Source organism: Clostridium sediminicola (genome assembly GCF_050402865.1).
GTDB classification, from domain to species: Bacteria; Bacillota; Clostridia; order Clostridiales; family Clostridiaceae; genus Clostridium_AF; species Clostridium_AF sediminicola.
Map to the genome: position 1 here is coordinate 234,998 of NZ_BAABMF010000001.1, position 23,832 is coordinate 258,829.

Annotated in this window: 19 protein-coding genes; all 19 read right to left on the reverse strand. The window is 29.9% G+C overall.

What is annotated here, in order from left to right; genetic code table 11:
- Window positions 1–4: 4 nt before the first annotated feature.
- A complete protein-coding gene (gene infB, locus ACQ3F0_RS01050; RefSeq protein WP_428863170.1) occupies window positions 5–2,095 on the reverse strand; it encodes a translation initiation factor IF-2 in 2,091 nt (696 codons plus the stop codon).
- A 144-nt stretch (window positions 2,096–2,239) separates the two neighbouring features.
- Window positions 2,240–2,500: an RNase P modulator RnpM gene (rnpM, locus tag ACQ3F0_RS01055; RefSeq protein ID WP_428863171.1), complete on the reverse strand. Its 261-nt coding sequence runs from the start codon at window positions 2,498–2,500 to the stop codon at window positions 2,240–2,242.
- Window positions 2,501–2,545: 45 nt separating this feature from the next.
- Window positions 2,546–3,592: a transcription termination factor NusA gene (nusA, locus tag ACQ3F0_RS01060; protein ID WP_428863172.1), complete on the reverse strand. Its 1,047-nt coding sequence runs from the start codon at window positions 3,590–3,592 to the stop codon at window positions 2,546–2,548.
- A gap of 15 nt (window positions 3,593–3,607) precedes the next feature.
- Window positions 3,608–4,069: a ribosome maturation factor RimP gene (rimP, locus tag ACQ3F0_RS01065; protein WP_428863173.1), complete on the reverse strand. Its 462-nt coding sequence runs from the start codon at window positions 4,067–4,069 to the stop codon at window positions 3,608–3,610.
- Window positions 4,070–4,243: 174 nt separating this feature from the next.
- Window positions 4,244–8,587 (reverse strand): PolC-type DNA polymerase III, encoded by a 4,344-nt coding sequence (locus ACQ3F0_RS01070; protein WP_428863174.1) that lies wholly within the window; start codon window positions 8,585–8,587, stop codon window positions 4,244–4,246.
- Between the two features lie 55 nt (window positions 8,588–8,642).
- Window positions 8,643–9,692, reverse strand: coding sequence for a flavodoxin-dependent (E)-4-hydroxy-3-methylbut-2-enyl-diphosphate synthase (ispG, locus tag ACQ3F0_RS01075; RefSeq protein ID WP_428863175.1), 1,050 nt, complete (start codon window positions 9,690–9,692; stop codon window positions 8,643–8,645).
- Window positions 9,693–9,710: 18 nt separating this feature from the next.
- Window positions 9,711–10,730: an RIP metalloprotease RseP gene (rseP, locus tag ACQ3F0_RS01080; protein ID WP_428863176.1), complete on the reverse strand. Its 1,020-nt coding sequence runs from the start codon at window positions 10,728–10,730 to the stop codon at window positions 9,711–9,713.
- 16 nt (window positions 10,731–10,746) lie between these two features.
- Window positions 10,747–11,901 carry a 1-deoxy-D-xylulose-5-phosphate reductoisomerase gene (locus ACQ3F0_RS01085; protein ID WP_428863177.1) on the reverse strand — a complete coding sequence of 385 codons (1,155 nt, stop codon included), beginning with the start codon at window positions 11,899–11,901 and terminating at the stop codon, window positions 10,747–10,749.
- 8 nt (window positions 11,902–11,909) lie between these two features.
- Entirely contained in the window at window positions 11,910–12,896 is a 987-nt protein-coding gene (locus tag ACQ3F0_RS01090; protein WP_428863178.1) for an AI-2E family transporter, read from the reverse strand.
- Between the two features lie 3 nt (window positions 12,897–12,899).
- Window positions 12,900–13,700: a phosphatidate cytidylyltransferase gene (locus ACQ3F0_RS01095; RefSeq protein ID WP_428863179.1), complete on the reverse strand. Its 801-nt coding sequence runs from the start codon at window positions 13,698–13,700 to the stop codon at window positions 12,900–12,902.
- Window positions 13,701–13,710: 10 nt separating this feature from the next.
- The gene (uppS, locus tag ACQ3F0_RS01100) at window positions 13,711–14,472 is read right to left on the reverse strand and encodes an undecaprenyl pyrophosphate synthase (protein WP_428863180.1); all 762 of its coding nucleotides are present in this window, start codon (window positions 14,470–14,472) and stop codon (window positions 13,711–13,713) included.
- A gap of 59 nt (window positions 14,473–14,531) precedes the next feature.
- Window positions 14,532–15,089: a ribosome recycling factor gene (gene frr / locus ACQ3F0_RS01105; protein WP_428863181.1), complete on the reverse strand. Its 558-nt coding sequence runs from the start codon at window positions 15,087–15,089 to the stop codon at window positions 14,532–14,534.
- A gap of 22 nt (window positions 15,090–15,111) precedes the next feature.
- Window positions 15,112–15,822, reverse strand: a complete 711-nt coding sequence (gene pyrH / locus ACQ3F0_RS01110) for a UMP kinase (protein ID WP_428863182.1) — start codon at window positions 15,820–15,822, stop codon at window positions 15,112–15,114.
- A 94-nt stretch (window positions 15,823–15,916) separates the two neighbouring features.
- Entirely contained in the window at window positions 15,917–16,828 is a 912-nt protein-coding gene (gene tsf, locus ACQ3F0_RS01115) for a translation elongation factor Ts (RefSeq protein WP_428863183.1), read from the reverse strand.
- 26 nt (window positions 16,829–16,854) lie between these two features.
- Window positions 16,855–17,556 carry a 30S ribosomal protein S2 gene (gene rpsB / locus ACQ3F0_RS01120; protein WP_428863184.1) on the reverse strand — a complete coding sequence of 234 codons (702 nt, stop codon included), beginning with the start codon at window positions 17,554–17,556 and terminating at the stop codon, window positions 16,855–16,857.
- Window positions 17,557–17,766: 210 nt separating this feature from the next.
- A complete protein-coding gene (gene codY / locus ACQ3F0_RS01125; RefSeq protein ID WP_428863185.1) occupies window positions 17,767–18,546 on the reverse strand; it encodes a GTP-sensing pleiotropic transcriptional regulator CodY in 780 nt (259 codons plus the stop codon).
- Window positions 18,547–18,724: 178 nt separating this feature from the next.
- Window positions 18,725–20,824, reverse strand: a complete 2,100-nt coding sequence (gene topA / locus ACQ3F0_RS01130) for a type I DNA topoisomerase (protein WP_428863186.1) — start codon at window positions 20,822–20,824, stop codon at window positions 18,725–18,727.
- Between the two features lie 298 nt (window positions 20,825–21,122).
- Window positions 21,123–22,202 (reverse strand): DNA-processing protein DprA, encoded by a 1,080-nt coding sequence (dprA, locus tag ACQ3F0_RS01135; protein WP_428863187.1) that lies wholly within the window; start codon window positions 22,200–22,202, stop codon window positions 21,123–21,125.
- Window positions 22,203–22,210: 8 nt separating this feature from the next.
- Window positions 22,211–23,731 (reverse strand): YifB family Mg chelatase-like AAA ATPase, encoded by a 1,521-nt coding sequence (locus ACQ3F0_RS01140; RefSeq protein WP_428863188.1) that lies wholly within the window; start codon window positions 23,729–23,731, stop codon window positions 22,211–22,213.
- Between the last annotated feature and the right edge of the window lie 101 nt (window positions 23,732–23,832).

The following is a 23,832-nucleotide window of genomic DNA, read 5'->3' on the forward strand; positions in this document are numbered from 1 at the left end:
TTTCTTATAGCTCTTTAGGTTTGATTTCAACAATTTTAAATGCTTCGAATATATCTCCTTCTTTAACATCATTGAATTTTTCTAAAGTTATTCCACATTCGAATCCTTGAGCTACTTCTTTTGCATCATCTTTAAATCTTTTTAATGATGCCATTTCAGTTTCAAAAATTACAATACCTTCTCTTACAACTCTGATTTTACTTTTTCTAGTTATTTTACCATTAGTAACATAGCATCCGGCAACAGTTCCAATGCTAGAAATCTTATATGTTAATCTAACTTCAGCAGTACCTTCAACTTCTTCTTTAAACTCTGGTTCTAACATACCTATCATAGCAGATTTTATATCTTCAAGAGCATCATATATTACTCTATAAGTTCTAATATCCACATCTTCAGTTTCAGCAAGACTTACTGCATTATTATCAGGTCTTACATTAAATCCAATAATAATAGCATTTGAAGCAGTTGCTAATGTAACATCAGTCTCAGTAATAGCTCCAACAGCGCCATGAATAACTCTTACTTTTACTGAATCAGTTGATAATTTCTCTAAAGAAGCATTGATAGCTTCCACAGACCCTTGCACATCTGCTTTTACAATTACATCTAACTCTTTTACTTTACCTTCTTTAATTTGATTATATAATTCTTCTAAAGATACTCTATTAGTAGAATTTAATCTTTGTTCTCTAATTTTGTCTTTTCTCTTTTCAGCCATGTTTCTTGCCGTTTTTTCATCTTTTACAACGTTAAATCTATCACCAGCAGCAGGTACTTCAGATAATCCTAATATTTCAACTGGAATTGAAGGTCCAGCACTATTTATCTTTTTACCTTTATCGTCGAACATAGCTCTGATTCTTCCATATGTTGATCCTACAAGTATAGAATCTCCAACATTTAAAGTTCCGTTTTGGACAAGCAAAGATGCTACAGAACCTCTACCTTTATCCAATTTTGCTTCTATTACTGTTCCTTTAGCTTTTCGTTTAGAATCTGCTGTCAATTCTTCCATTTCAGCTGTTAAAAGAACCATTTCTAATAAAGTATCAAGACCTTCTTCAGTATGTGCAGATACAGGAACACAAATAACATCTCCACCCCAATCTTCTGGTATAAGATTGTGTTCTGTTAATTCTTGTTTTACTCTATCAGGGTTTGCTCCCTCTTTATCCATTTTGTTTATAGCAACCACCATAGGAACATTAGCCGCTTTACAATGGTTTATTGCTTCTTTAGTTTGAGGCATAATACCATCATCTGCAGCTACAACTAATATAACAATATCAGTAATTTGCGCTCCTCTAGCTCTCATTGTAGTAAACGCAGCATGACCTGGAGTATCTAAAAAGCTGATTTTTTCACCATTTAACTTAACTGTGTAAGCCCCGATATGTTGAGTGATTCCGCCTGCCTCAGATTCCGTAACTTTAGCTTTTCTAATTGCATCAAGTATAGAAGTTTTACCGTGATCAACGTGACCCATAACAGTTACAACAGGAGGTCTCTTTTCTGTTCCGTCTTCTTCAACTTCTTCCTGTTCTTCTACTGCATTTATAACTTCTTCTTTCATTACTATTTCAACATTTAACTTTTCAGCTACTTTCTCAGCTGTAGCGAAGTCTATTTCTTGATTTATCGCAGCCATTACACCACAAAACATTAACTGTTTAATAACTTCAGTTATAGGTTTATGAACTTTTTCAGAAAATTCTTTTACAGTAATAGTTTCTCCGATTTCAATAACATCTTCTATTCCATCGTTGTCTTTTGACATTTCATTTTTTTTGTTTCTACCTTTTTTTGTCTTGTTTCTAAGTTTTTTTTCAGTGATTTTTATTTTTTCATTTACTTCTTCTTCATATTCTTCAACGACACTTGTAACACTTTCATCTTCTGCTGTAACAACTGTTTCAGAAGCGTCAGTTCCATTTTCAGAATATATTTCTTTTATCAATTCCGCGTCTTCGTCATCAAGAGCACTCATGTGATTCTTAACAATAATATTAAACTCTTCTTCAAGGACAGTTATCAATTCTTTACTACTTATATTTAACTCTTTAGCTAACTCGTAAACTCTTATTTTAGCCAAATTATGCACCCCCATATGAGATAATTAATTATCTACTTACTAGAAATAAACAGAATTTCTTTATATGAACTTAAGTTATATATTTTCGAAAGTGAACTTATACACAGTTGAAAAACATTAAAACATTAGGCTCAATTTGAAAAACTATACTATTTTTTCTTTTAATTTTTCTAACACTTCATTATCAATCTTAATTTGTAAATTCTTCTCTAGTCTTCTTGATTTAATAGCCTTTTCAAGACAATCTATACTATTGCAAATATAAGCACCTCTACCCGGCTTTTTACCTGTTAAATCAACAGAAACTTCACCTTCTTTATTTTTAACTATGCGAATCAATTCTTTTTTTGGCTTCATTTCTGTACAACCAGTACACATTCTCATAGGTATTTTACGATTCTTCATACTTAATTTACCACCTTTTCTAAAGAATTATTCTTAGAATAGATTTTATGAAATTTGTGATTCACTAACAATATCAATTTTCCAGCCAGTTAATTTTGCAGCTAATCTTACATTTTGGCCTTCTTTTCCTATTGCCAAGGAAAGTTGATTGTCAGCAACAACAACTTTTGCAGATTTATTTTCTTCATCTATTGTTGTTTTCACTACTTTTGCTGGACTTAGAGAATTTGCAATATATACTTCAGGTAATTTATCATATTTGATGATATCAATTTTTTCATTCTTCAATTCATTAACAATGTTTTGCACTCTAACTCCTTTTGGACCAACACAAGCTCCAGTAGCATCAACATTCTCATCATTTGAATGAACAGAAATCTTTGTTCTAGAGCCGGCTTCTCTAGCTATGCTTTTAATCTCAACAACCCCTGAATATATTTCTGGTACTTCTAATTCAAATAGTCTTTTCACAAGTCCTGGATGAGTTCTTGAAACTACAATTTGAGGTCCTTTTGTTGTCTTTTTCACTTCAACTATATAAAGTTTTAGTTTTTCATTAAAATTATAACTTTCGCCTTTAATTTGCTCATTTGGCCCTAAAATAGCTTCTATTCTTCCTAAATCTACAAATACATTATTTTTTTCTTTTCTAATAATTATACCTGTAATAATGTCATATTCTTTTGCAATAAATTCGTCATAAATTACTTTTCTTTCCGCTTCTTTAATTCTTTGTATTACAACTTGCTTTGCAGTTTGAGCGGCTACTCTACCAAATTTTTTAGGGGTTACTTCAATATCAACTATATCCCCTATCTCAAATCTTGGATTAATATCTTTTGCTGCATCTAAAGCTATTGTATTTAAAGGATCTTCTACTTCTTCAACAACAGTTTTTGAAGTATACACATGTAACTCTCCGTTTTCTCTATCAATAGTTACCTTAACAGATTGAAGATTCCCTCCAGTTTTAGCATAATTCTTTTTATATGCTGAAACTAAAGCGTCCTCAACGGTTTCAAATAACATATCTTCGCTGATTCCTTTTTCAACAACAATATCTTTAAGAGCCTCAATAAATTCAGCGTTCATTTTTATTTACCCTCCTTAAAATTCAACTTTTAATACTATTTTTTTTATCCTTTCCCTAGGAATTGAAACTTTTGATCCTTTACTTTTTATTGATATACTCTCTTCATCAAAAGAAAGTAATTCTCCCTCAAAAGTTTTCTTTCCATTAAATATTTTAGACAATTTAATAGTTACATCATTTCCAGTATACATTTCTAGATGTTTATTATTAAAGAGTACTCTTTCTATTCCTGGTGATGAAACCTCCAGATAATAGCTCTCATTTATAGGATCTAATTCATCTAAAAGTATACTAACTTGTTTGCTAACTTTAGTACAATCATCTAAAGCTATACCATTTTCGTTGTCGATATATACTCTTAGGTAATTATCATTTTGTTCTTTTACATATTCTACGTAATAAAAAAGATAACCTAAATTTAGAACTAAATTTTCAATCTTATCAAATAATTCTTTAGAAATTTTATATCCACTCATAATATCCCTCCATATTCAATTTTTTTATTAATTAAAAACGCAACATTATGTTGCGTATACTTAAATAGAAAGAGCGGGCAAATGCCCACTCTTACGCTAGTAGTTATAAGTAACAAACAAATTTATTGTAACATATAAACAATTTTATTACAAGTTTTTAGTTATTCACCCTAGTTAAAACAAACAAAGTTGATTTGTTTCCGGCATTCCTTTTAAGCATCCATGGATAGATAGCGTCTCAATAACAGATTTTGTTACTTTGGATCTTAACCTTAAATCTTCTTTTGAAATAAATTCTCCTGCTTTTCTTGCTTCTGCAATTGATTTAGCTGCATTTACTCCAACTCCAGCTAGTGCACAAAGAGGTGGCAATATACCATCTTCCATAATTAGAAATTTACTTGCATCTGATTTATACAGATCAACTTTCAAGAAATTAATACCTCTAATATACATTTCATGAGAAAGCTCTAATATTGTTAATAATCCTTTTTCTTTCTGAGATACAGCATTGCCCATGTCTTCAATTTCTTTAATCTTTAGCTTAACTGAATCTATTCCCTTACATATTAAATCAGCATCAAAATCATCTATACCTCTTACTGTAAAATATGCTGAATAATATGCTTCAGGATAATATACTTTATAATAAGCAATCCTCATTGCCATCATTACATATGCCACAGCATGGCCTTTAGGGAACATATATTTTATTCTTTTACATGATTCTATATACCAATCTGGAACTGCATGCTCTCGCATTAACACTTCTTGTTCAGCTGTAAGTCCTTTTCCTTTTCTTACCTTTTCCATAATAGTAAAAGCATCGTGAGGGGGAACATCTTTATAAATAAGATATACCATTATATCATCTCTAGTAGATATACAATCTTTTAGAGTAGTGTACCCTTCCTTTATAAAGTATTGCGCATTGTTCAACCATACATCTGTTCCATGTGAAAGACCAGAAATACGAGCTAAATCAGAAAAAGTTTTAGGTTTTGTGTCAAGTAACATTTGTCTTACAAATTTTGTACCGAACTCAGGCACTCCATATGTACCTACAGGACATCCAAGTTCCTCTTCAGTAACTCCAAGGCCTTCTGTAGATGTAAATAGACTTAGTACTTTTTCATCTGCAATTGGTACTGTTGTTGGATCAATGCCTGTTATGTCTTTTAGCATTCTTAAAACTGTAGGGTCGTCATGACCAAGAATATCAAGTTTTAACAATCTACCACTTATAGAATGATAATCAAAATGGGTTGTGATTATATCTGAATTTGGATCATCTGCTGGGTGTTGTACTGGGCAAAAATTATATATTTCATTATCACTTGGTACAACCATAATTCCGCCTGGATGCTGTCCGGATGTTCTTTTAACTCCAGTACAACCATCAGTAAGTCTATCAATTTCTGCAGATGGAACTTTTATATCATTTTCATCTAAATATTTCCTTACGTAACCATAAGCTGTCTTTTGTGCAATTGTACCAATTGTGCCTGCTTTAAAAGTATGCCCTTTTCCAAATAGTACTTCTGTATATTTGTGAATATCCCCTTGGTTATCTCCAGAAAAGTTTAAATCAATATCAGGCTCTTTATCTCCTTTAAATCCCAAGAATGTTTCAAATGGAATATCAAATCCTTCTTTTTTAAATATAGTCCCACATTTAGGACATTCTTTATCTGGCAAATCAACTCCAGATGATACGGAACCATCAGTAATAAATTCACTGTATTTGCACTCTGGACAAACATAATGAGCTGGTAATCCATTTACTTCTGTTATATCTGTCATAGTAGCAACTAATGAAGAACCAACGGACCCCCTGGATCCTACTAAATATCCGTCACTTAAAGATTTTGCTACTAGTTTATGAGCAATTAAATACAATACAGCATATCCATTACTTATAATAGAATTTAATTCCTTATCCAATCTTTTTTGAACAATCTCTGGTAAAGGATCACCATAAATAGATTTAGCTTTATTCATTGTCATATTTCTTATATCATCATCAGCACCTTCAATTTTAGGTGGAAAAGTTTCTTTAGGTATAGGCAGAACATCCTCTATTAAATTTGCAATTTTATTTGTATTTGTAATAACTACCTCTTTTGCTTTATCTTTTCCTAAATACTCAAACTCCTTTAACATTTCATTTGTAGTTCTAAAATATAGTGGAGGTTGATTTTTTGCATCACTAAAACCTTTCCCAGACATTAATATTTCTCTAAAAATAGCATTTTCCGCATCAATAAAATGAACATCTCCTGTTGCTACGACAGGCAAATTATTTTTTTCTCCTAAATCACATATAGTTTTATTAAGCTCTTGAATTTGTTCATTACTCTTTACAATACCTTTTCGAATCATGAATTCATTGTTTCCTGTAGGTTGAATTTCTAGAAAATCATAAAATTTAATCATTTCTTGCAATTCTTCATCAGTTTTACCTTGTAATACAGCTGTAAATATTTGACCAGCTTCGCATGCAGAGCCAATTATTAAGTCTTCTTTATATTTACTTATCAAGCTTTTTGGCATCCTAGGCCTTCTAAAAAAATACTCAAGATTTGATTGTGAAACTAACTTATATAAGCTTTTGATACCCTTTTGATTTTTTGCAAAAATGATTAAATGATAAGTATTCATTTTTTTTATATCTAAAGTTTGTAAATATTTATTATTCAATTCTTCAATTGTCTCAATTTCCATTTCTTTTAACCGTTTTATGCCCTCTAATAGAATTTCTGAAGTTGCAAAAGCATCGTCAACAGCTCTGTGATGATTTTCTAAAGAAATGCCTAAATATTTGCAAATTGTATTCAATTTAAACCTTTTAAGTTCTGGATATAAAAACTTTGATAATGGAATTGTGTCTAAAACGGGCATATCAAATTCAATATCAAGGTCATTGCAATTTTTTCTTATAAAAGACACATCAAAATTAGCATTATGTGCAACTAAAATAGAATCTTGAACAAAATCAATAAATCCAGGTAAAACATTATCGATAGTATTAGCATTTTTCACAGTTTCATTTGTGATGCCTGTAAGTTTAACTATTTCCATTGGAATATTTGTTTCAGGATTTATAAACTCACTAAATCTATCTATTATCGAACCATTTTTGATTTTTACTGCCCCTATCTCAATAATTTTGTCGTATTTACTAGAAAAACCAGTTGTTTCTATATCAAAAACAACAAAAACATCATTTATAGTTTTTTTATCACATTTTATTGCAATAGGCTCACCATCGTCAACAAGATATGCTTCAACACCATATAATATCTTTATATTATGTTTCTCACCTGCATCCATTGCTTCTGGAAATGCCTGAACAACTCCATGATCTGTGATACCTATAGCCTTATGTCCCCACTTAGCAGCACGCTCTACCAATTTTGAAGTTGGTGTAATAGCATCCATAGAACTCATTTGTGTATGCAAATGGAGTTCAACTCTTTTCTCTTCACATATATCCATCTTCTCTATTTTGGTAGTTTTAATTATATCTCTTCCCATTATTACAACTTCTCTTGAGTATGTGTCAAAAGTTGCTTCCCCTCTTAGCCTGATAGTCATTCCTTTTCGTAATTCCTCTACTAATCTTTCTGTATCTTTGGGCCTAGGAAAACATTTTATTGTTATTGAACTACTATAATCAGTAACATTAAACACAAAAATCTTTCTACCCGCTTTTGTTTCAATAATCTCTAATTTAATAATATCACCACAGATACTAACTACGCCTGATGTTTGATTGATTGTATTTATTTCTACTGAATCGCCACTGAAATCTCTTCCAAAAATAACATTGGGATTATCTGATTTTTTAGCATCTTTCCCTTTATAGAATTTATTGTCACCTTTTGAATTGCCTTTGGATGAAGCCGATTTTTTATTATCTGTTGCCTTTTTATCTGAGTTACCTCTATTCTTAATAATATTTTTAATAATATTTATTTCTTCAGTTTCCCTTTTTCTAAAGAATTCCTCAGAATTATCTTCAGCACCCTCTTTGTACTTAAAAATAATCTTAACCTTCATAGCAAACATTTCCATAATAGTATTTTCAATATGTTTTTCTATTTTTTTTTGATTCAAAAATGTATATAAAAATTCTTCTCCAGTAAATAGTGTTAGAATATTATTTTCAAGTTTTTTTTCTGCATTATACAAACATTCTTTGCATAAAGGTATACTTTGCGCAACTTTAGATATTATATCAATCCAATATTTATTTATAATGTCTTTTACGTTAATTTTAGATATATCTTTAGAAATAATTAAGTCAATATTGCAAAATCCATTAAGATTATTAGAAATTATCTTTTTAATTAAGGTTTCCTTATTAGTATCAATATCGTTCTTGGATTTTAGAAACAATCTAACTTTGCCACTTTTTGATAAAAATTGAACCTTTTGAATTTTTAAATTATCACTCGTTAAATTTTCATTACTATTAAATTCTTCTTTTAGTTTACATACAAGACTTTGATTCATCCTGTACCTCCTCGAATATAGATAATATTAAACAAAAAATTATGTAGGCCTAAGCCTACATTTTTTCAATTTCACTTATTAATTCATTAATCAAATCTGATTCTTTAACTTTTTTAATTATTTTGCCTTGTTTAAAAATAAGTCCTTCGCCTTTTCCACCAGCAATGCCTATATCAGCTTCCTTTGCTTCTCCAGGACCATTTACTATACATCCCATAATAGCCACTTTAATATTTTTTTGACAACTAGACAATCTTTCTTCAGCTTCTTTTGCAAGTTTAATTAAATCTATTTGAGTTCTACCACAAGTAGGACAGGAAATAAATTCTACTCCACTTTTCTGATAACCAATAGATTTAAGTATTTGTTTTCCAACTTTAATTTCCTCTATAGGATCTCCTGTTAAAGAAACTCTAATCGTATCGCCAATTCCTTCACATAAAAGAGTACCTATCCCTATACTTGCTTTAATAGTACCTCTCCATGGAGTTCCAGCCTCAGTAACACCTAAGTGAAGTGGATAATCAACTCTTTCAGAAAGCAACCTGTTACTTTCAACCATCTGAACTGTATTAGATGATTTAATCGATATAATTATATCATGAAAATTAACAGATTCCAAAATATTTACGTGCTCAAGAGCACTTTCCACAAGAGCTTCAGGACATATTTTACCATACTTTTCTATTATTTTTTTATCTACAGAACCAGAATTGACACCAATCCTAATAGGTATATTACGCGCTTTAGCTTCTCTTGCAACCATCTTCACTCTTTCATTAGATCCTATATTTCCTGGATTTAACCTTAATCCATGTACTCCACTTTTTATAGACTCTAACGCTAACTTGTAATCAAAATGGATATCAGCTACAACAGGAATTTTAGTATTATTAACAATAGATTTTAATGCCTTTGCTGCCTCTATATCAAGAACTGCACATCTTGTTATATCACATCCAGCAATCTCTAAATCTTTTATTTGTTTAATCGTAGCTTCAACATTTCTTGTATCAGTATTATTCATGCTCTGTACAGAAACCGGAGAATCCCCCCCTATTAGTACATCGCCCATTTTTATAACTTTCGTTATTCTTCTTTCCAAAAAATCATCTCCTAACATTTAAAACTGTACAGGGAATAAAATATCTTTGATTGTCACTAGAACCATCAAAAATAATAAAAAGGAAAATCCTATAGTATTTATTATTGCCACGTATTTTTGATCTACATCTTTTCTTGTAATTAATTGAATCAAAAATAATGCTATCCATCCACCATCTAAGGCAGGAATAGGAAGAATATTAAAGATAGCAAATGACATTGATATAAAAGCTCCTAGATATAGCAAACTTATAATGCCCGCTTCAGCTGCCTTCCCTGTTACTCTTATTATTGTTACAGGTCCTCCTACTTCATCTTTAGAAGCTTCCCCTTTGAAGATTCTTCCAAGTGAAGAGAATGTTTGGTTTGTAATAGAAACCGCCTGTTTAACACCATATGTAACTGAGCTAAAGAAATTTGGATTTTCTTCATAAACAGGTGTTATACCTATCAAATATCTACCAGCTTCATTTGAAAAGAGAGGAGTTAACTTAAGTGATAATTCTTCATCATCTCTTAATAACATTACTTCCATCTGTTCTCCTTCATTTAATGTTATCGCTGCTGAAATGTCATCCCAAGAAGTAACTTTATTATCATTAATTTTAATAATTTTATCATCATTTTGAATTCCAGCTTCATATGCTGGACTTGATTGTTGTACTTCATTAATTACTGTAGTAGGAAATCCCACTGAGAAACCTATAATTGCAAATAGTATAATTGCAATTACTAAATTCATAAAAGGACCAGCAGCTACTATGCTTAACTTTCTTAATGGACTTTTTGAAGAAAACGATCCTTCTTCAATGGATTGTTCTTCTTCTCCAAGCATTCTTACATATCCACCTATAGGTAGAATTCTAACTGAGTACATAGTTTCTTTACCTTTTATTGAAGCTATTTGTGGTCCCATTCCTACAGCAAATTCCTCAACCTTTACTCCATTAAATTTTGCCATTATAAAATGAGCAAATTCATGTAAAATAACCAATACTCCTAAAAGTAAAATTCCTATTAGTATGTAAATAATATCCACACGCTAGACCTCCTTACTACTTCAAATTATTTAAAATATAATTTGTTACCATTTTTTCTGTTTCTAATATTGTTTCCAAATTAATTGAATTTATATTCTCAAATTTATTCAAACAGTCTTTTATAATATCTGTTATTTGCAAATATGAAATTTTCTTATCTAAAAATAACTGTACCGCTACTTCATTAGACGCATTCAATACTGTTGGAATAATACCACCAACTCTACCAGCTTCATATGCTAAAGCTAAGCATTCAAATGTATTGATATCAGGTTTTTCAAATGTAAGTTTTCCTAATTCATAAAAATTCAAAGTATCAATAACTTTTGATTTTCTCTTAGGGTAATTCATTGCATATTGTATCGGTAATTCCATATTAGGAGTTGAAAGTTGAGCAATAACGCTTCCATCTATATATTGAACCATGGAATGAATAATACTTTGCGGATGTACTAAAACTTGTATTTGATCATAAGACACGTCAAATAACCATTTTGCTTCTATGACTTCTAATCCTTTATTCATTAATGTAGATGAATCAATAGAAATCTTCTTACCCATATTCCACTTAGGATGTTTTATAGCTTTTTCTGGAGTTATATCAATCAACTCTTCTTTTTTCATTCCTCTAAATGGACCTCCAGAAGCAGTAACTATTATCTTATCAACTTCAGAATAAGAATTTCCTTTTAGGCACTGCAATATTGCTGAATGCTCAGAGTCTACAGGTAAAATATTAACATTATTCTTTTTAGCAGCTTCCATTACTATACTTCCACCAGTAACTAATGTTTCCTTATTAGCTAAAGCAATATCCTTTCCTGCTTCAATAGCTTTTAGCGTTGGTTCAAGACCTATCATTCCAACAATTGAAGTAATTACTAAATCAACGTCTTGTAGTTGAACCAAGTGATTTATTCCTTCCATACCCTTAAGAATTGTAGTCTTCTTGAAATTAAGACTACAGTAGTTTTTAACTTTATCATACGTAATTGAATCAGCAATAGCACAGTAATCAGGAGTAAAATCTTCAATAATCTTAATTATTTTATCATAACTTTTATTAGCAGAGAAAGCTAAAAGTTTAAATGATTCATCTTCTTTTTTTATTACATTTAGTGCTTGCGTTCCAACTGAACCAGTAGCACCAATAATACAAATATTTTTCATATAATCACCTAATCCGTAAATATTAATTCTTTTGTAAGAATCACATATAATGGTGCCATAAAAACCCCTATGACACCAAATATTTTCACCCCTAAGTAGACGCTAACTAAAATTATCAATGGATGAATATTAAGTTTGTCACTCATAAATCTATTCTCCATTATTTGTCTTATAACTTGTAATAGTACATAAAGTGTTACTAGTGCTATAGTTGCAAAGTATTCTTTAGCATAAATTTTTAGTAGTATTAAAGGAATAAATATCAGTATTGTTCCAATATAAGGTACTATATCAAATATTCCACAAAGTATACCAAGAAATAATGGGTTACTTACTCCTAAAAATAAAAAGCCTATAATTGTTACTAAAGTTGTAATTAAAACTAAAATTAGTTCTATTTTAATCATATGTTCGAAAATACTAAGTTTATCTTTTAACATCTTTAACTCAATGCTTGGAAAGATCTTCGATAAAATAATTATAATAATTTTTTTATCGATCAATAAAAAATATGTAATAAAATTACTTATCATATAAGCTGAAATACTATCTGTTGTAAAAATTGCTCCTTTTTTCAAAAAATCATTATTAATAAAATTGTTTATTAATGTAGTCATTTCAAAATTTAGCATAAATAGTTTTGTTCTAAAAGTATTTATGTAACTAAAAAGTATTTCTCTAATATTGGAATTAACCTCCGGAAAATTTTTCACTACAATAACATCCAAGTTATTTATTAATACTTTTCCTCCATTAATCAAAAATATGACTGCCAAAAAATTTACAATTATTAAACTCAAAGCTGAATTTATATTCCTGTTAAATAAGCCAACCCTCGTAAAAAAATTATAAATAGGCTTTGTTATAGAGAATAAAATAATTATTATAAAAAAGGGTTCAAAATAGTATTTAATTATTAAAGTAATACAAATAAAAAAACCTAGTAATATCAAACTATATTCAAATTTCTTATTAATTTTAATAGATTTATACAAAAATTACATCCCCAAAATTATTGTTACATAATAGTATACTAAAACAGATGTAAAAAGTATGCTATCAAATCTATCTAAAATTCCTCCGTGCCCTGGAATTATGTTGCTGTAATCTTTTACTCCTACGTACCTTTTAATTGATGAAGCTGCTAAATCTCCAATTTGACAAATTACTCCTCCAAAAAAGCCTAACAGGATAAAATTAAATGTAGCAATATTTATTCCTCTACTCTGCATAAATAAGCCAAAGGCAGTGACTGTAATTATACTTCCCAACAAACCACCTATAGCTCCTTCAACAGTCTTTTTAGGACTTACTCTCGGGCAAAGCTTAGTTTTCCCAAAATATTTCCCTGAATAATATGCCATTGAATCACACATCCAACATGAAATGAAAATTATCCATACGAAATAATTTCCATTATTTTTTTCACTAATTAAAGCTATTAAACTAAAAGGTATCGTTACATACAAACAACCTATTATAGTAAGTGATATATCTACTATATTATATTCTTCTGATAACACCATTATACTCATAGCAATTAATAGTCCCCATATAAATATTGACGAAATCCATATGAGTTCCATCTTATCAATAAAAATTAATAGATAATAGAATATACAAATTGAATATCCTAAATATTTTACTGGATTTATTTTTTTATTATTAAGTATGCTGTAAAATTCATACATTCCCATTAATGCAAATAATGCTGTTAATATTTTTAGATATATTCCTCCTAAGAATAAAACTATTACTAGAGGAGACAAAATAAGTACACCAATATATCTTTTATTCATATTCTCACCTCTATTTTAATCCACCGTAACGTCTATCTCTATTTTGAAAATCGTATATAGCTTTATGTAGTTCAGCTTCATCAAAATCAGGCCATTTTTTGTCTGTATACCAAAATTCTGAGTAAGCGCACTGCCATAATAAAAAATTACTTATCCTTTGTTCTCCACCAGTTCTAATAATAATTTCTGGATCAACTATTCCTCTAGTATATAAATGATCTGATATTATCATTTCATTAACTTCCCAAGAATTTATTTTTGTGGTTTCAGCATGTTCCATTATTCTTTTAACAGCATTTACTATTTCACTTCTGCCTCCATAATTGAGTGCTAAATTCAAAGTTAAACCAGTATTATTTTTTGTCTTTTGGTAACTATTATTTAATTCTCTAACACATTCTTCGGGCAATTCATTTATATCGCCTATACTTTTTATAACTACATTATTTTCATGGAGCTCTTGGAATTCATTTTTTAAGTAATCTACCAATAATTTCATCAAGGCATTTACTTCATCTTTTGGTCGCTTCCAGTTTTCTGTAGAAAAAGTGTAAAGTGTTAAAAACTCAATTCCTAATTTGTTACATTCTTTTACAATTCTTCTGACATTTTCAGCACCAGCTTTATGTCCAGCAACTCTTGGCATCCCTTTTGCTTTTGCCCATCTTCCATTACCATCCATAATGATTGCAATATGTTTAGGTATAGCTTCACGATTGATATTTATTAATGAATTATCTTTTGTTTTTCTTCTTTTTCTAAATAATACCATATGCTCACCTTTTCAACTTATTAAAATTTTAAATACCTGCGTAAACACAGGTATTTAAATCATATAGCCATTACTTCATTTTCTTTTTTCGCTACAATAGAATCTATTTCTTTTATAAATTTATCTGTAACCTTTTGGACTTCTTTTTCGCCCTCTTTTTCATCATCTTCAGTAATTTCTCCATCTTTTCTTAGATGCTTAATTTTATCATTAGCATCTCTTCTTAAAGATCTTATTGCAACTTTTGTTTCTTCACCGTATTTTTTCACTTTTTTTACAATAATCTTTCTTGTTTCTTCTGTAAGTTCAGGAATTATTAATCTTATTGCAGTTCCATCATTTGAAGGATTTATTCCCAAATCAGACATTAGTATAGCTTTTTCAATATCTTTTAAAGCAGTTTTATCCCACGGCTGAATCATAAGGATTCGAGGTTCAGGAACTGATATACCACCAATTTGAGCTATAGGTGTTTCAACTCCGTAATAGTCAATAGATAGTTTGTCAAGCATTGAAGGATTTGCTTTACCTGCTTTAAGGGAAGCTAACTCAGATTTTAAAACTACTACTGATTTCCCCATTTTATCTTCTGCCTTTTTTATTATCTCTTTAATCATAAAAACCTCCTTGTATTACCAATTATTTTGATACTATAGTACCAATATTTTCTCCTTGCATTACTTTTCTAATATTATTGGGAGTATCTAAACCAAATACAATAATAGGTATTCCGTTGTCCATACACAAAGATGTTGCAGTAGAATCCATAACCTGAAGCCCTTTCTCAAGAACTTCAATATAAGTTAATTTGTCAAATTTCTTTGCATCTGAATATTTATGTGGATCTTTATCATAAACCCCATCTACTTTTTTAGCTAAAAGAATTGCATCAGCCTCTATCTCAGCTGCTCTTAATGCTGCTGTTGTATCAGTTGAGAAATATGGGTTTCCCGTTCCTGCTGCAAAAATTACAACTCTGTTTTTTTCTAAATGTCTCATCGCTCTTCTTCTTATAAACGGTTCTGCAACTTCTTTCATTCCAATTGCAGTTTGTACTCTTGTCATGACTCCAATATTTTCAAGAGAATCTTGAAGTGCTAAGGCATTAATACATGTTGCCAGCATCCCCATATAGTCTGCAGTAGTTCTATCCATTTCTTTTCCATTTCTACCACGCCATATGTTTCCACCACCTACGACTGCACCAACTTCTACGCCTAAATCTACTAATTCTTTGATTTCATATGCAATTTTTTTAGCTACATCAAAATCGATGCCATAACCACCTTCTCCAGCTAAAGCTTCTCCAGATAGTTTTAACATAATCCTCTTATATTTTATTGTATCCATATAAATATTATACCTCCAAATTAATTGTTATTACAATCAAAATTTATTTTAAAAAAAGAGAACACTAAGTGTTCTCTATTAACTTTTACAAATACTATTTCAATTGTTTTTGAACTTCTTCTGCAAAGTTTTCTTCTTTCTTTTCTATACCTTCGCCTCTTTCAAATCTAGCATATCTAGTGATTTTGATTTCAGCGCCTGCTTCTTTAGATTTTGCTTCTAATAATTTTTTAATAGTGAAGTCAGAATCTTTTACGAAAATTTGATCAACTAAGCAAACTTCTTTAAGGTATTTTCTTATTCTACCTTCAACCATTTTTTCAACGATTTTTTCAGGCTTACCTTCATTTAAAGCTTGAGCTCTATAAATTTCTCTTTCTTTATTTAATGCTTCGTGATCTACTGAAGACTCATCTAAAAACATTGGGTTAGCAGCAGCTATTTGCATAGCTAAATCTTTACCTAATACCGGTAAAATTTCACTATCATTATCACAAGCTAATTCTACTAAAACACCAATCTTACCGCCACCATGAACGTAGCTAGATACGTTTCCATTTTCTATATTGAATTTTTCGAATCTTCTAACATTCATATTCTCGCCTAATTTAGCGATAAGTGCAGTTAAAGTATCTTTAACTGAAATACCTTCATCTGTTTTAGCTTCTAATAATTCTTCAACAGAAGCATATTCTGATTCTGAAATTTGTTTAGCTACTTTATTAGCAAATCCAACAAAGTCTTCGTTTATTCCAACAAAATCTGTTTCGCAGTTTACTTCTAAAACTACTCCAGTTTTTTTATCTTCAGAAATATAAGTAGTTATAACTCCCTCTGCAGCAACTCTTCCAGCTTTTTTAGCAGCAGCAGCTAATCCTTTTTCTCTTAAAAACTCTACAGCTTTTTCGATATCTCCTTCTGTAGAAGTTAGCGCTTTTTTACAATCCATCATACCTGCGCCTGTCATATCTCTTAATTCTTTAACCATTTTTGCAGTAATTGCCATGAGTATTCCTCCTAACATGATAATTTTTATTCAGCTAATTGTTCACCTTGTTTTCCTTCTAATACTGCATCTGCAATTTTAGAAGCGATTAATTTTACGGCTCTTATAGCATCATCGTTTCCTGGGATAACGTAATCAACATCATCAGGATCACAGTTTGTATCAACTATAGCTACAACTGGAATTCCAAGAATTTTAGCTTCATTTATAGCATTCTTTTCTTTTCTAGGATCTACTACAAACATAGCACCAATATTTTTTGCATTCATATTCTTAATTCCACCAAGATTTCTTTCAAGCTTTTCTCTTTGGTTTCTTAATTGGAAAACTTCTTTCTTTGGAAGTACATCAAAAGTTCCATCGTCTTCCATAGCTTCTAAAGCTTCAAGTCTGTTAATTCTCTTTTTTATTGTATTAAAGTTTGTTAGCATACCACCTAACCATCTATGGTTAACAAAATGCATATTAACTCTTAAACTTTCTTCTTTAATAGCTTCTTGTGCTTGCTTTTTAGTACCTACGAAAATAACTTCTTTGCCCTCAGCAACTACATCTTTAACGAAGTTATATGCTGCATCAACCTTTTTTACAGTTTTTTGTAAGTCAATGATGTAAATACCATTTCTCTCTGTGAAAATATAAGGAGCCATCTTCGGGTTCCATCTTCTTGTTTGATGTCCAAAATGAACACCAGCTTCTAATAATTGTTTCATTGATATTACTGCCATTAATATTCCTCCTTTTGGTTTTACCTCCACTATTCTTTCCATAGACAACCTATCCTTTTAGGCACCAATCTATATACAAATAGTGTGTGTATTTTTTTCTTCCTAGAGTAGTATAGCATAAGGAAAGTGCTGATTCAACAAAATATTAAAAAAAAATGTTAAAATTCCACAGCAAAACAAAAAAAATAGGATGTAATCATCCTATTTTACTTATTTAATCTTTTTTAACTCATCTAATAATTTATCGTTTAAAATTTTAATATGTGTACCTTTCATACCTAATGATCGTGATTCAATTACCCCTGCACTTTCAAATTTTCTTAATGCATTCACTATCACAGATCTTGTAATACCTACTTTGTCCGCAATCTTTGATGCTACTAAAAGTCCTTCAGTCCCATTTAATTCATTAAATACATGTTCTACCGCTTCAAGTTCTGAATAAGATAAAGTACCAAGAGCTAGTTGAACAACAGCCTTTTTACGTGCTTCATCTTCAAGTTGATCATTTTTTGACCTTAAAATTTCAAGCCCTACTATTGTCGCACTATACTCTGCTAAAATTAAATCAGAGTCATCAAATCTCTTTTCAAATCGTGTTAAGTACAAAGTTCCAAGTCTTTCTCTATTGCCTATAATTGGTACAATAGTTGAAAGCTTCCCTTCAATTTCAGCTTCTTTTGTTTCATCAAAAGAAGATTTTCCATGATTTTCAACGTTCACCAAAGTTTCATTAATGGATAATAGTTTATTATTGAAATATTCTGGAAATTTCTTGTCTTGTAACACCTTTTCTTTAATGCTTTCACATTCTACTCCTTTATGGAATGTATGGCCTAATATTTTAGCTCTCTTGCTAATAATATAAACATTACTTTCTAATACATCACTTAAGGTATCACATATATCTTCAAATACTACTGGCTCGGCGCCTTTTTTTTGTAGTATTTTATTCAACAGTCTCATCTTCGTTAATAATTCTGAAGCCATCGTATCTCTCCTTCTCATTAAAATTAATATTTATTTTGAACAGAAAGGAAAATAAATTGTGAAAATTTAAAAAATTCTATCTATTCCTATTTATAATAACATATGATTTTTTTTTATTCAACAAAAATACAAAAATTTCGACTTTATACAAAATTTTTGTATTCTCTTAGTCACTTAATTACTTTTCAGGTTCGACTTTCTTTTCAACTTCAATAATATTTTTGCATTCTTTATTAGAACATTGGTAAAAATCCCCTCTTTTTTTACTATTCTTAATTACCATAAAAGAATCGCAAATAGGACATTTCTTATCAGTAGGTTCATCCCAACTTACAAAATCGCATTGTGGATATTCATTGCACCCATAAAAAGTCCTTCCTTTTTTACTTCGTCTTTGAACTATTTTCCCGCCACATTTTGGACAAGGTACCTCTAATTCTTTAAGAATCGGCTTAGTGTTTTTGCAGTCTGGATATCCAGGACATGCAAGAAAATCGCCAAATCTGCCTTGCTTTATGACCATAAATCTGCCACATTTATCACATTCAATATCAGTAACTTTATCTTCAATAGTTATTTTAGCAAGTTCTTTTTCAGCTACTTCTAACAGATGGCTTAGAGGATCATAGAATTCACCAACTACAGTTTTCCATTCTACACTGCCTATTTCAACTTCATCCAATTTATTTTCCATCTCTGCTGTAAAATCAACATCAACAATTTGTTTGAAATATTGGCTTAGTATATCATCAACAATAATTCCTAATTCAGTAGGTAAAAGTGTTTTTTTCTCTCTTTCGACGTATCTTCGTCCTAATAAAGTAGAAACTATAGGTGCATAAGTACTAGGCCTTCCAATACCATTTTCCTCTAGAGTCTTAATTAACGAAGCTTCTGAATATCTACTTGGTGGCTGTGTGAAATGTTGCTTACCTTTTATACTTGAAGATATCAGTTTCTCTAACTCTTTTAATTCTGGAAGAGCTATGCTATTTGCTTCATCCTCAGTTGTATATTCATACACCTTCATAAACCCTTGAAATTTTGTACTAGATCCACTTGCTTTAAACTTGTAGTCACCATTGTTTACAGTAATTGATATAGTATCAAGTATACAAGTTGCCATTTGGCTCGCCACGTATCTTTTCCAAATCAAATTGTAAATTTTATATTGTTCTGGCTTCAAACTATTTTTAATTTCTTCAGGAGTAAGTTCGATATAAGTTGGTCTAATAGCTTCATGAGCATCTTGGATATTTTTTTTACCTTTATATTGTCTAGGAACTTCTGGATAGTATTCTTTCCCATACTTGTCTCTTATAAATTCTTCAGCACTTGTCTGAGCCTCTTTTGAAATTCTAACTGAATCAGTTCTCATATAAGTTATAAGACCTACAGTCCCTTTTCCTTTAATGTCAACACCTTCATATAATTGTTGTGCAACTGACATAGTCTTTTTAGTTGTGAAATTTAGTTTTCTATATGCATCTTGCTGAAAAGTACTGGTTGTGAACGGTGGTAATGGATTTTTATTTTTAGAAGATTTTTTAACTTTTTGTACTATAAATTCTCCATTATCAAGTTCTTCTATAATATTTTCACTTTCTTCTTCATTATTAATTAAAAGCTTTTTATTATTTTTAGTGGTCAATTTAATTGTAAATGTACTTTTGCTGTTTTCTTTTTTAACCTCAGATTCTATTGACCAGTATTCTTTCGGAATAAATTTTTGAATCTCCATCTCTCTAGTACATATCATATTTAGTGTAACAGATTGTACTCTACCTGCACTTAAACCCCATTTTACCTTTCTCCAAAGTATTGGGCTAATCTTATAACCTACCAATCTATCTAATACTCTTCTAGCTTGTTGAGCATCGACAACATTTTGATTTATCTTTCTTGGTTCCTTTATTGCATTTTTAATTGCGTTTTTTGTTATCTCATTAAAAACTATTCTACATTGATCATCTTCGTTGATTTTCAAAGCTTTTAAAAGGTGCCAAGAAATGGCTTCTCCTTCTCTATCAGGGTCAGTAGCAAGAAATACTTTATCTGATTTCTTAGCTTCTTTTCTCAATTCAGCAAGAAGAGTTCCTTTTCCTCTAATAGTTATATATTTAGGAGTATAATTATTATCAACATCCACTCCTAATTGACTTTTGGGAAGATCTCGAACATGACCCATTGATGCTTTAACTTTATAATTTTTACCTAAGTATTTACCTATTGTTTTTGCTTTAGCTGGTGATTCAACTATTACTAACTTTTGTCCCATTTTATCCCCCTCCGATATACTAGGGCTAAATATATATATATAGCTCATTAACTTTAAAATATGCAAATATTGACTGTAATTAGAATGATACATTATTAATTTAATATATGTCAACAGTAAATTTCAAAATCTTTTACTAAAATATATAATTTTTAGCCAAAATTCTAACATGACTAATGGTATATAATTATAATTTATAATAAAATGTTTCCTAAAGGTATTATATGGTATATAGTGTAGAATAGATTTTCTTTCTAATATTATTATTATCAAATAGAATAAATTTTATAAATTTATTCTATTTGATACAATTGTAGTTTCTAATATAAAAATCACCTGCTAAATGCTTTATTCTTTTTTTTAATTCAAGATCAAATAAGATTTCATAAAGTTTACTTATATTAAAGTTAACTTTTTTTAATAAATCGTCTACATGTATAGGTTTATTTAGAATAGACGAATATACTTTTTTTTCTTCCTCATCTAAATTCATATTTTTAATATCATCTTTTTGAAAGATATCAATTGATAACAATTCATAAATATCTTCTAAAGAAGTAAATACAAAAGCTCCATCTTTTATTAATTTATTGCATCCTTTACTTTGGTTGGAAAAAATATTTCCAGGAACTGCAATGACATCTTTCCCTTGATCCAATGCAGAACCAGCTGTAATTAATGATCCGCTTTTATTAGAAGCTTCAACTACTATTACTAAATCGCTTAATGCACTGATGATTTTGTTTCTAATAGGAAAATTGTACGAATATGGAGGAGTTCCTGGTATAAACTGTGAAATAACGCAACCTTCAGAAATAATATTGTTATATAATTCCTGGTTTTCTTTTGGATAAACAACATTAATCCCAGAGCCCAGAATTGCACATGTTTTACCATGTGAGTTTAATATTTCTTTATGAGCACAGGAGTCAATACCTCTAGCCATGCCGCTTACAACCAAAATGTTATTATTGGACAACGACTTTGCTAAAATTCTAGTTATATTCTCTCCATAATGGGTGCATTTTCTTGAACCAATAATTGCTACTGATTTCATTTTTAAATAATTGATATTTCCTTTATAAAAAAGCATATACGGACAATCATTGTAAATCTTTAATTTATTAGGATATTTACTATCACTAACAATAAGTGTTTTTATATTTTCTTTATCTATGAAATATTTTATATTATCAAATTTTTTAACATTCCATGCTGATTTCAATTTTTCAATTATTAATGACGAATTATTAAATTTTATATCTTCATTAATAAATGCATACCAAATGTTTTCGGCACTTCCGTAAATATTTATTAATTGGTTTTTAACTTTATACGGTAGGATTGCACTAGCAAACCAAAGTTGATAGTCATTCATCTAATCACCTATATTACCTTATTATTTATATATTTTCTATACTGAACTGCTTCAATAACATTATCTTTCGTTATATTCTTCTTATTTTGCAAATCAGCAAGAGTTCTAGAAACTTTTAAGATTCTACTATAAGCTCGCAAACTTAATTTATGCTCTTTGTATATTTTTTTTATCATTTTTCTTGCATCATTGTCTAATACACAGTACTTTCTAATTTGATTTTCATTCATTTCTGCGTTTGAAAATATTTTTTCATTTTTGAATCTATTAATTTGCACTTTTCTGGCTGATATAACCCTTTTTCTAATATCTAAAGATGTCTCACTATTATTTTTCTTATTCAACTCATTATAGGGAACTAGGTTTACCGAAGAATAAATATCTATTCTATCAAGTAATGGACCAGAGATTCTATTTAAATATTTTTTTACTTCATATTCAGTACAGGTACAAATTTTATTAGGAGATTGATAATTACCACATTTACATAAATTACTTGACCCTACTAGCATTATATTCGCTGGATATTCTACTTTCCCACTTGAGCGAGTTATTATAATTTTTCTATCTTCTAGAGGTTGGCGCAATACTTCAAGAGTAGAGTTCTTAAATTCAAGTATTTCATCCAAATATAGTACACCACAATGAGCTAATGAAATCTCGCCAGGGTGCATTCTAGAACCTCCTCCTGCTAATGCAATTTTAGTGGTTGTGTGGTGTGGACTTCTAAATGGTCTTTTATAAATTAGTCCGTTTAAATTTTTATATTCTCTAGAAACGCTGTATAATTTAGTTACTTCTATAGCTTCATCATATGTTAATGGAGGAAGTATAGTTGGTATCCTCCGCGCGAGTAAGCTTTTTCCACTACCTGGTGATCCATAAAGTAAAATATTATGTCCACCAGCTGCAGCAACTTCTATAGCCCGTTTTGCAGCTCTTTGTCCTATTACATCTTTATAATCTATGGAATATGTTTCTTCTTTTAGCTCATTTTTTTTAATGTATGGAAGTAAGTCTTTATATTTCAAAAATCCAATGATTTCTTTTAAGTTTTTAAAAGCATAAACGTTTATATCATTTATAATTGACGATTCCTCTCTATTTTCATAAGGCAAGATAAAGTCTTTAATATTGTTACTTTTTCCCTGAAGTACAGTTGGGAGCACCCCACTGACTTTTTTCAACTCACCAAGTAAAGATAGTTCCCCTACAAATAAATAATTATTTATCTCTTCCGTAGAAATTTGACCAGTAGCAACTAAAATACCAATTGCAATTGGTAAATCAAAAGAAGAGCCTACTTTTCGTACATCTGCTGGAGATAGATTTATAGTTATCCTTCTCATTGGAAATTCAAATCCTGAATTTCTTATTGCTGCTCTAACTCTTTCTTTAGATTCTTTTATTGATGTATCTGCTAACCCTACAATATTAAAACTCGGCAGACCGTTTGAAATATCTACTTCTACATTTATGCTGATACCATCTACTCCATTAAAAGTTGCTGTATTAATTTTAACTGCCATTATTTCACCTCCTTTAAAAATTGTTGACAATAATAAAATTTATAAACACTATCATTGCATATAAATTTTATTTCTTGTAAATAATTAAGAAAATAAATAAT

What these genes read in the sequence shown, in the direction of transcription:
- rnpM (WP_428863171.1), bottom strand. Translation starts at nt 2,500, where the DNA reads ATGAAGAATCGTAAAATACCTATGAGAATGTGTACTGGTTGTACAGAA.
- nusA (WP_428863172.1), bottom strand. Translation starts at nt 3,592, where the DNA reads ATGAACGCTGAATTTATTGAGGCTCTTAAAGATATTGTTGTTGAAAAA.
- rimP (WP_428863173.1), bottom strand. Translation starts at nt 4,069, where the DNA reads ATGAGTGGATATAAAATTTCTAAAGAATTATTTGATAAGATTGAAAAT.
- ACQ3F0_RS01070 (WP_428863174.1), bottom strand. Translation starts at nt 8,587, where the DNA reads ATGAATCAAAGTCTTGTATGTAAACTAAAAGAAGAATTTAATAGTAAT.
- ACQ3F0_RS01085 (WP_428863177.1), bottom strand. Translation starts at nt 11,901, where the DNA reads ATGAAAAATATTTGTATTATTGGTGCTACTGGTTCAGTTGGAACGCAA.
- ACQ3F0_RS01095 (WP_428863179.1), bottom strand. Translation starts at nt 13,700, where the DNA reads ATGAATAAAAGATATATTGGTGTACTTATTTTGTCTCCTCTAGTAATA.
- uppS (WP_428863180.1), bottom strand. Translation starts at nt 14,472, where the DNA reads ATGGTATTATTTAGAAAAAGAAGAAAAACAAAAGATAATTCATTAATA.
- frr (WP_428863181.1), bottom strand. Translation starts at nt 15,089, where the DNA reads ATGATTAAAGAGATAATAAAAAAGGCAGAAGATAAAATGGGGAAATCA.
- pyrH (WP_428863182.1), bottom strand. Translation starts at nt 15,822, where the DNA reads ATGGATACAATAAAATATAAGAGGATTATGTTAAAACTATCTGGAGAA.
- tsf (WP_428863183.1), bottom strand. Translation starts at nt 16,828, where the DNA reads ATGGCAATTACTGCAAAAATGGTTAAAGAATTAAGAGATATGACAGGC.
- rpsB (WP_428863184.1), bottom strand. Translation starts at nt 17,556, where the DNA reads ATGGCAGTAATATCAATGAAACAATTATTAGAAGCTGGTGTTCATTTT.
- codY (WP_428863185.1), bottom strand. Translation starts at nt 18,546, where the DNA reads ATGGCTTCAGAATTATTAACGAAGATGAGACTGTTGAATAAAATACTA.
- topA (WP_428863186.1), bottom strand. Translation starts at nt 20,824, where the DNA reads ATGGGACAAAAGTTAGTAATAGTTGAATCACCAGCTAAAGCAAAAACA.
- dprA (WP_428863187.1), bottom strand. Translation starts at nt 22,202, where the DNA reads ATGAATGACTATCAACTTTGGTTTGCTAGTGCAATCCTACCGTATAAA.
- ACQ3F0_RS01140 (WP_428863188.1), bottom strand. Translation starts at nt 23,731, where the DNA reads ATGGCAGTTAAAATTAATACAGCAACTTTTAATGGAGTAGATGGTATC.